Raw genomic sequence first — 9,288 nt, forward strand, 5'->3', positions numbered from 1 at the left:
GCTTTGTGGAGGGCGAATTGGCGTAAGGGCAAAACAGGCAGTTGTTTGCCCCGCTTTTCAGTCAATTGAAATTTGGAGAAGCTGCTAACGGCGCAAGAAGTTCTGCCGTGATCGTACGAATTGCAGGCGCCGGTGTCTGTAGCGCATATGCGCTACAGCCTCAGGACTTTTGCGCCTTGATTCGCACAAGATTTGATGCAACCCAATGATGGCGGTCACTCGTCGCTATCAAAATAGCAGTGCACAACTTCCGGGCGTTTGCCTAGTTGCCACCGCTTTGGTCTGTGGCCTCCGCCGCGGCGGCATTGACCGACGCAGCCGCAGCATCGTCGCCATCACCCTTCCCCTTGCTATCGCCCAGCATTACGCGTGGAACAAAGCTATCGCCGGAAAGTGTGTTGAGGGAGGTCTGGTAAGCGCCAACCAGCGCCGTGCCGCCCAACGCAACCGAAGCGGCGTCTCCACCGCTGAGGGTCAGCCGGCCCTGCACAAAACGCAGGCTGTAGTTGCCGTTGGCCAGCAGCCCGCCCGGGGTGATGTCGTAGTCACCCGCCAGGTAAGCACCCTGCGCGCTCCCGCCGTAAGCCAGGTTGCCGGCCAGCACCGCAGTGGCCGTGTCGCCAGTAACGAGGCCGTTGTAACTGACGCCGTTGCCGCCGCTGTAGGGCGCGCCGCTCATCTGCGTGTCGTTGTTGGCTGTGACGGTCAGTTGCTTCGGTGTGATGTCCGCCGTGGTGCTGGCCGTGGTGCCGCTGATGAGGTTGTAGTTGCCGGCATCCGAGCCGCCGACGGCAATGCCGGTGACGCTGACGGCTTTGTTGAGGCCAGCGTTGCTGTCGGCAAAGCTGGCGCTGCTGCTCACGTTGAGCACGTCGCCCGCCAGGGCGTTGTTGCTGAACGCGACGTTAGCCACCGTGGTGCCGTCATAGACCTTGCTGGTGCCTGTTGCCTGAACCGTGAGGTCGGCCTTGTGGATAGTGGCCGTCGTGCTGGCCTGGCTGCTGATGGCGTAGTTGCCCGCGTCAGCACCGCTGTAACTGCTGCTCAGGTTGACGGTTTTGTTGGCGCCTGCGTTTTTGTCGCTGAACTGGCCCGTGGCCGCCACATTCACCACATCACCGGCGAACAGGCCGTTGTAGCTGGCGCCCGCCGTATTGACGGTGGCTGAGGTGCCGGCGTCGTAGGTCTTGTCGCCGGCTGTGATGCCGCTGATGGTCAGCGCGGCCTGGCTGATGGTGGCCGTGGTCGTGCCGCTGGCCGATGCCAGCACGTAATTGCCTGCGTCGGCGCCCGAGAGGCTGTTGGTGTAGCTCACCCTCTTGCCGGTGGCGGCGTTTTTGTCGCTGAAGCTTCCGCTCTGGCTGAGCGCCACGGCGTCACCGCTGACGAAGCCACCCAGGTTGCCGCTGAGGGTGGCGGCGGCCGTGCCGTCATAGGTCTTGTTGGCGGCTGTGGTGCCGCTGACCGTCAACGTGGCGGCAGTGATCGTGGCGGCGCCGTTTACGTAGCTGATGTCGTAGCCTTGCTGGCCGGAGTACAGGCCGCTGGTGCTCACGGCGTAGCTGCCCACGTTCTTGCTGCTGGTGCTGTAGGCGGCGATGCCGAGGATGCGGCTGGTGTCGGCTCTGCTGTCGCTCAGGGTGTAGCTGTCGCTGAGGCTGGTTGTGCCGTCATAGGTCTTGCTGACGTCGCCGGTCGTGACGGTCAACGCGGTCAGAAAGCTGCGCAGCAGCGGCATGGTCCTGCCGTCATAGATGCGCCAGACCGAGGACGAGCCTCCGGCCGTGGCCACGCCCCAGCCTGCGGCGCTGTAGGTGCCGGCGCTGGTGGCCTCGCTGGCGCTCAGGCCGCGGCTGAAGCTGTCGATGGTCCCGCCTTGCGAGCCGATTCCCGTCGTGCTGATGCTGTTCAGCCAGAAGGAGGCCGTGATAGTGCCGCGGAAGTTAACGCCCACCAGCCCGCCGACGTCGTTGCTGCCCACCACGCTGCTGGTGGCATAGGCGTTGCTGATGCTGCCGTCGCTCTGCCCCACCAACCCGCCGACATAGCTATTGCCGGTCACGCTGCCGCTGGCGTAGGCGTTGTTGATGCTGCCGTTGCTGTCGTTTTCCCCCACCAGCCCGCCGACGTAGTTGCTGCCCACCACGCTGCTGGTGGCATAGGCGTTGCTGATGCTGCCGGTGTTATATCCCACCAGCCCGCCGACGTCGTTGCCGCCGGTCACGCTGCCGCCAGTCAGTCCCACATTGCGGATCACGCTACCGTTACCCGTGTAGCCGAACAAGCCGACATAGCCAGTCGATGAACGATTGATGGTCAGATTGCTCACCGTATGGCCCAGGCCGTCGAAGCTGCCGCTGAACATGGTGCTGTTATCCCCTATTGGCGCAAAACCGGTGGCGGTATTCCACATACCCGAAGCCCGGCTCAGCTCGGCCATGTCGATATTGCTGCCCAGCGTGTAGCTGGCCCCCAAATTCATCGCGGCCAGTTGCAACTGGTGCGCGTTGTTGATGGTGGTGCTGTATTCGCTACGCAGAAAGGGGCGGGTATTGGCGTTTGACATCCACCAGGTGGCGCCGAAATCGAAACCGCTGTAGCTACTCTGTGCAAAGGCGTTGGCGTTGGTGAAACCGGTGCCGCCGGCGCTGCTTGCCTGTCCGGTAGTAGTGATGTCCCAGTAGCTGTTGGTAACGGTGCCGACGTTCAACCCCGCCAGCCCGCCGACGACGGAGCTGCCAGTCACGATGCCGCTGGCGTAGGCGTTGCCGATGGTGCCGGCATTAAACCCCACCAGCCCCCCGACCAAGGAGCCGCCGCCGGTCACGCTGCCGCTGGCGTAGGCGTTACCGATGGTGCCCTGGTTAACGCCCACCAGCCCCCCGACGAAACTGTAACTGCCGGTCACGCTGCCGCTGGCGTAGACGTTGTTGATGGTGCCGGTGTGACTCCCCACCAACCCGCCGACCTCGTCGCCGCCGGTCACGCTTCCGCTGGCGTAGGCGTTGCTGATGCTGCCGTTGAGGTTAATCCCCACCAGCCCGCCGACGTCCAGGCCGCCGGTCACGCTGCCGGTGGCGTAGGCGTTGCTGATGCTGCCGGTGTTATATCCCACCAGCCCGCCGACGTAGCTACCGCCGGTCACGCTGCCGCCAACCAGTCCCACATTGCGGATCACGCTACCGTTACCCGTGTAGCCGAACAAGCCGACATAGCCGGCCGATGAACGTTTGATGGTCAGATTGCTCACCGTATGGCCCAGGCCGTCTAAGCTGCCGCTGAACATGGTGCTGCTACCCCCTATTGGCGCAAAACCCGCGCTTGTATTCCAGCCGCTGGTGATCGTCGCATCGATATCTGCGCCCAGCACATACCGACCGTTCAGGCCGCCATTAATGCCCTGCAGATCGGTTGCCGTCGTGCTGCCCGCGCTGCCCAGACTATTGATGACGGTCCAGGCCAGCATCGTTCCGCTGCTGCCTTGTTTGGTGCTGAAGTTGTTGCCGGCCGGCAGATTCACCTTGGCGCCATTGTTGATGCTGTAGCTGCTGCCGCTGCCGGCTGCGCTGCCTTGTCCGTATTCCAGCGCGAGTTGGGCCGTGCCCGACGCGTTCAGATTGGCGTTGATGTTGATGTTATTTTGGGCATTTAGGGTTAATTTGTTGGCGCTCCAGGTCACCGCATCGTTGACATTCACATCGCCGAGGGTGCCGGTGGCGCCGCTGCTGCTCTGGATGGTGACGACGCTGTTTGATGCCAGATTGCTGCTAAGGGTAGCGCCGCTGATATCGCCGCCGGTGGCGGCAATGGTGAAGTCCACCGGATCGATCAGCCAGGTGCCGCTGTTTCCGTTAGCTGACAGTGTGGTCACCCGTGTGCCTGCTGTGATGTTGACATGGGCGGCAGAAGTTTCAACAAAACCACCATCTCCGCCGTCAGGGGCGCTCGCATCCAGCGTGCCGCCCATATTCACCGTGCCAGTCTCCATGTCGCCCATGAGCATGATGCGGCCGGCCTTGTTCTGCAGGGTCTTCGCTTCGATGACACCGGCGTTGTTCACCGTGGCCGTGGCCAGGCTGTTCATGGCCTTGGCCGACAGGAGCACCTGCCCACCATTGGCCTGGATCAATTGTTTGTTCTCGGCCAGTGCGTTGATCGCGCCCTGGTCGATGCTGTAGCCGAGGAGTGAGCCGTTGTCGAGGTTCAGCGTGACCTTGTTGCCTGCGGCCAGCAGCGCAGTGCCGAGGCTGGCCGTCATCACGCCTTCATTGCGCACCTCGGGCGCCAGCAGCGCGAGATAACCGCCGGACGCCGCGTTGAGCGTTCCCTGGTTGACGACCGAACCCGAACCACCCGAACCGGTGAACACATGTTTGCCGTCCATAAAGTCGGCGTTGCTCATGCTGAGCGTAGAAGCGACCAGGCCGCCCACATTGACCTGAGATCCCGCGCCAAACAACACCCCATTCGGGTTCAGAATAAAAACCTGGCCGTTGGCCGTGAGGCTGCCCAGCAGCTCGCTCGGACTGGAGCCCGTGATCCGGTTCAGGGCGATGGCCTGCGCATTGGGCTGGTTAAAGATGAGTGCCTCGTTCGCGCGGGTCGACAGGCTGGTCCAGTCGATCGCCGCGCGCTGGCTGGCCTGGTTGATGGTGGTGGTGTTGCCTGCGGTGGACACGCCTGCGGCACCGGCCGTCACCGTGGCATTGGCCGCATCGGCGGCCCGGGCATCGGGCATCAAGGCCGCCAGCGGCAACAGCATCAGCAGCGCGGCCTTGTTGCGCGCCGAGCCGCTTTTGCCCTGCCCCTTGGCGTTTTCCGCCACCGCGACCCACAGGTTTAAAGCGGCATTCCACACCAGGCGGTAGATACGGTTCATGCTGGCGTGGCTTTTCATGGGAGCTTTCTTTGCGCGCGGTGGTTAACGATGAAAGCGGCCACCTGTTCGTCGGCGTTTCGATCAATTCAACAGTGCAAGGAATGGTAGCTATGCCTACGGGTTTTGCCTGTAGCACAAATGCGCTACAACGCCCGCTTCCCAGGTCACGCTCGACGAGACCAACCCGCCTGGCCGGCTTGCCGACAGACCCTAGTTGCCACCCTCCTGATCGGCAGCCTCCGCCGCAGCCGCATTGAGGGCCGTAGCCGCGGCGCCGCCCTCACCCGTTCCCTTGCTGTCGTCCACGGACACGCGAGGCACCAGGCTGCCGACGGAAAGCGTGTTGAGGGAGGTCTGGTAAGCGCCAACCAGCGCCGTTCCGCCCAGGGCCGCCGAGGCCGCATCTCCACTGCCAAGGGTCAGCCGGCCCTGCACAAAGCGCAGGCTGTAGTTGCCATTGGCCAGCAGGCCGCCCGGGGTGATGTCGTATTCACCCGCCAGGTAAGCGCCCTGTGCGCTCCCGCCGTAGGCCACGCTGCCGGCCAGCACGGTGGCGGCTGTATCCCCGGTGACGAGGCCGTTGTAGCTCACGCCATTGCCGCCGCTGTAGGCCGTGCCGTCGGCGGTCTTGCTGTCGTCGTTGGCGGTGACGGTCAATGCAGCGGCTGTGATGTCGGCTGTGGTCGTGCCGCTGCCGGACGCGAGCACGTAGTTGCCGGCGTCGGTACCCGACAGGCTGCTCATGTAGCTCACCGTCTTGCCGGTGGCGGCATTCTTGTCGCTGAAGGTTCCGCTCTGGCCCAGGCTGACGGTGTCGCCGCTGACCAGTCCACTCAAGCTGCTGCCGCTGAGGGTGGCGGCGGTCGTGCCGTCGTAGGTCTTGTTCGAGGCCGCAGTGCCGCTCACCGTCAGCGTCGCCGCCGTGACCGTGACGGTGCCGGCGGCGAAGCTCAGGTCGTAGCCCTGCTGACGGGAATACAGGCCGCTGATGCCGATGCTGTAGCTGCCCACATTCTTGCTGCTGGTGCTGGAGGCGGCGGTGCCGAGGATAAGGCTGGTGTTCGCATGGCTGTTGCTGAGGGTGTAATTGCTGTTGACGGCGGTGCTGCCGTCGTAAGTCTTGCTGACGTTGCCTGCCGTCACCGTCAATGTGCCCATAAAGCTGCGCAGCAGCGGCGCGGTATAGCCCTCGTAGATGCGCCATACCGCGGTGCTGCCGCCGCTGCCCGCGATGCTCCAGCCCGCGCCGCTGAAGGTGCCGGCCTGCAACATCTGCGCCGTGCTGATGCCGGTGCCGCCGTCGCTGCCGGCCTGGCCCGAGGTCGTGGTGTTCCAGAAGCTGTTGCCGACCGAGCCGCCCTGGTTGTAGCCCACCAGCCCCCCGGCGTTGCTGCCCGCGCTGACGCTGCCGCCTGCATAACTGTCGTTGATGCTGCCGGCGCCGTTGTAACCCACCAGCCCGCCCGCATAGCCGCCCGTGGCTGCCACCGCGCCGCTGGCGTAGCTGTTGTCTATGCTGCCCAGGTTGTCGCCCGCCAGCCCGCCCACCCTGCTGCTGCCCGCCACCGCCGCACTGGCGTAGCTGTTGCTGATGCTGCCGCCGTTCTCACCCACCAGCCCGCCCACATGGTTGGCGCCGGACACACTGCCGCCGGCGAGGCCGACGTTGCTGATCACGCTGGTGCTGCCGGTGCGGCCGAACAGGCCGACGTAGTCCATGCCCGGGCGGTTGATGGTCAGGTCCGAGATGCTATGGCTCTGGCCGTCCAGGTTGCCCGTGAACGCGGCCGTGCTGTTGCCCACCGGCGCAAAGCCAGCCGTGGTCCACATGCCGCTGGCGTTGCTGCCACTGGTCTCGCTGGCATCAATGTCGCTCACCAGGGTGTAGCTGGCACTGGTGTCCAGGGCCATCAGCTGCAGCTGGTGCGCGTTGTGGATGCTGGTGCTGTATTCGCTGTACAGAAAGGGCCGGGTGCTGCCTTCGATCAGCACCCAGGCCTTGCCGCTGCTGTCGGTAGCGACCCACACGCCCGTGCCGCTGGCCGTCTCGCTCCAGGTGCCGAAGTTGGCGTAGCTGCCGTGGCTGTAAGCGCTGTTGCTGTCGATGGCGTTGACGGCGGTGGTCCTGCCAAAGTCCGAGCCCACCGCGGTGCTCTGGCCAGTGGTGCTGGTGTCCCAGTAGGCGTTGCTGATGCTGCCGAAGTTTATGCCCACCAGCCCGCCGACGTAGACGCTTCCCGAAACGCTGCCGGTGGCGTAGGTGTTGCTGATGCTGGCGTCGTTCTGGCCCACCAATCCGCCCACGTTGTCGCCCCCCGAAACGCTGCCGGTGGCGTAGGCGTTGCTGATGTTGCTGCCGTAACGGTTGTAGCCCACCAGCCCGCCTACGGCGGAGTTGCCGCTGACACTGCCGGTGGCATAGGCGTTGCTGATGCTGCCGATGCCGCTGCTGCTGCCGTTGTGGCCCACCAGCCCGCCGACAAAGTATTGGCTTCCCGAAACGCTGCCGGTGGCATAGGCGTTACTGATGCTGCCAGTGTTGTTGCCCGCCAGCCCGCCGACGTAGCTGCGTCCCGAAACGCTGCCGGTGGCGTAGGCGTTGCTGATGCTGCCAGTGTTGTAGCCCACCAGCGCGCCCACGTAGCCATAGCCGTTGACACTGCCACCCACCAGCCCGATGTCACGGATCACGTTGCTGGTGTCGGTGTAGCCGAATAGGCCCACGTAGCTGGTGCTGCTGGCATTGATCGTCAAGTTGCTGATGGTGTGCCCCAGCCCGGCAAACGTGCCGCGGAAGGAGTTGCTGCTGGAAAGCCCCACCAGCGCACTGCTGTAGGTGGTGCTGCGGGCATCCAGATCCCCGGCCAGCGCGTACTTGCCGCCCAGCCCGGTGCTGTCGATGGCGTCCAGCTCGGCCATGCTGTGGATCAGCGTGTAGCTGGTGCCGTTGATGGCCAGCGTGGCGTTGGCACCGCTGAGCGTGATCGGGGCCTTGACCTTGTAGTCACCGCTGTAGTTGAGCACCAGGCCGCCGCTCACACCCGTTGCGGTGATGGCGCGGTTGATGTTGATGTCGCGACCGGCCGTCAGGGTCAGGATGCTGTTGGCGCTCCAGCTCACGGCGTCGTTGACGTTGATGTCGCCCGCGGTGCCGCTGGCGCCCTGGGTGTTCAGGATGGTCACCGTGCCGTTGTTGGCCAGCTGCGCGGAGAGCGCCGCGCCCGTCATGTCGCCGCCGCTGGCCGCAATCGTGAAATCGGTCGGGTCTATCAGCCAGTTGCCGCTCTGCCCGCCCAGGCCTTCGGCCGCCCTGGTGGTGATCACCGCGCTGTCAGCCACCTTGACGTGGGCCGCGCTGGTTTCGATAAAACCGCCGTCGCCGCCGTTGGGTGCGCTGGCGTCCAGTGTGCCGCCCACATTCACCGTGCCGTAGCTCATGTCGCCCATCAGCAGGATGCGGCCGGACTTGTTCTGCAACGTCTTTGCTTCGATGATGCCGGTGTTGTTGACCGTGGCGGTCGTCAGGCTGTCCATGGCCTTGGCGGAAAGCAGCACCTGGCCGCCATCGGCTTTGATCAGCTGTCTGTTCTCGGCCAGCGCATTGATCGCGCCCTGATCGATGCTGTAGCCGAGGAGTGAGCCGTTGTCGAGGTTCAGCGTGACCTTGTTGCCGGCGGCCAGCAGCGCAGTGCCGAGGCTGGCCGTCATCACGCCTTCATTGCGGACTTCAGGTGCCAGCAGCGCGAGATAACCTCCGGACGCGGCGTTGAGCGTTCCCTGGTTGACGACGGCGCCGCCGCCGGAACCTGTGAACTTATAGTTGCCGGCTTCAAAGTCAGCATTGCTCATGCTGAGCGTCGAAGCCACCAGGCCGCCGACATTGACCTGAGATCCCGCACCAAACAGCACACCGTTCGGGTTCAGGATAAACACCTGGCCGTTGGCCGTGAGACTGCCCAGCAGTTCGCTCGGGCTGCTGCCCGTGATCCGGTTCAGCGCAATCGCTTGCGCATTCGGTTGGTTGAAGACCAGCGCCTCATTCGCGCGGGTCGACAGGCTTGTCCAGTCAATCGCCGCGCGCTGGCTGGCCTGGTTGATGGTGGTGGTGTTGCCTGCCGTAGCCACGCTGGCCGCACCGGCCGTCACCGTGGCATTGGCCGCATCGGCGGCCCGGACATCCGGCATCAAGGCGGCCAGCGGCACCAACATCAGCAACGCGGCCTTGTTGCGCACCGAGCCGGCCTTGCCGCGCCCCTTGGCGTTCTCGGCCACCGCTACCCACAGCTTCAGGGCGGCATTCCACACCAGTCGATAGATGCGGTTCATGCTGGCGTGGTTTTTCATGGGGGCTTTCTCTGCGCGGAGGCGCAAAAGGGTAAAAACCGCCACTTGTTCGCCGGCGTTTTCGA

At 64.4% G+C, this 9,288-nt stretch carries 2 protein-coding genes; both read right to left on the reverse strand.

The window, feature by feature from the left end:
* Positions 1-262 precede the first annotated feature (262 nt).
* Positions 263-4,897 carry a beta strand repeat-containing protein gene (locus tag ACLV74_RS02355; protein ID WP_411877754.1) on the reverse strand — a complete coding sequence of 1,545 codons (4,635 nt, stop codon included), beginning with the start codon at positions 4,895-4,897 and terminating at the stop codon, positions 263-265.
* 192 nt (positions 4,898-5,089) lie between these two features.
* Positions 5,090-9,223, reverse strand: a complete 4,134-nt coding sequence (locus tag ACLV74_RS02360) for a GLUG motif-containing protein (protein WP_411877755.1) — start codon at positions 9,221-9,223, stop codon at positions 5,090-5,092.
* Between the last annotated feature and the right edge of the window lie 65 nt (positions 9,224-9,288).

The sequence above is a fragment of the Polaromonas sp. YR568 genome (assembly GCF_943369415.1).
Lineage (GTDB): Bacteria > Pseudomonadota > Gammaproteobacteria > Burkholderiales > Burkholderiaceae_C > Polaromonas.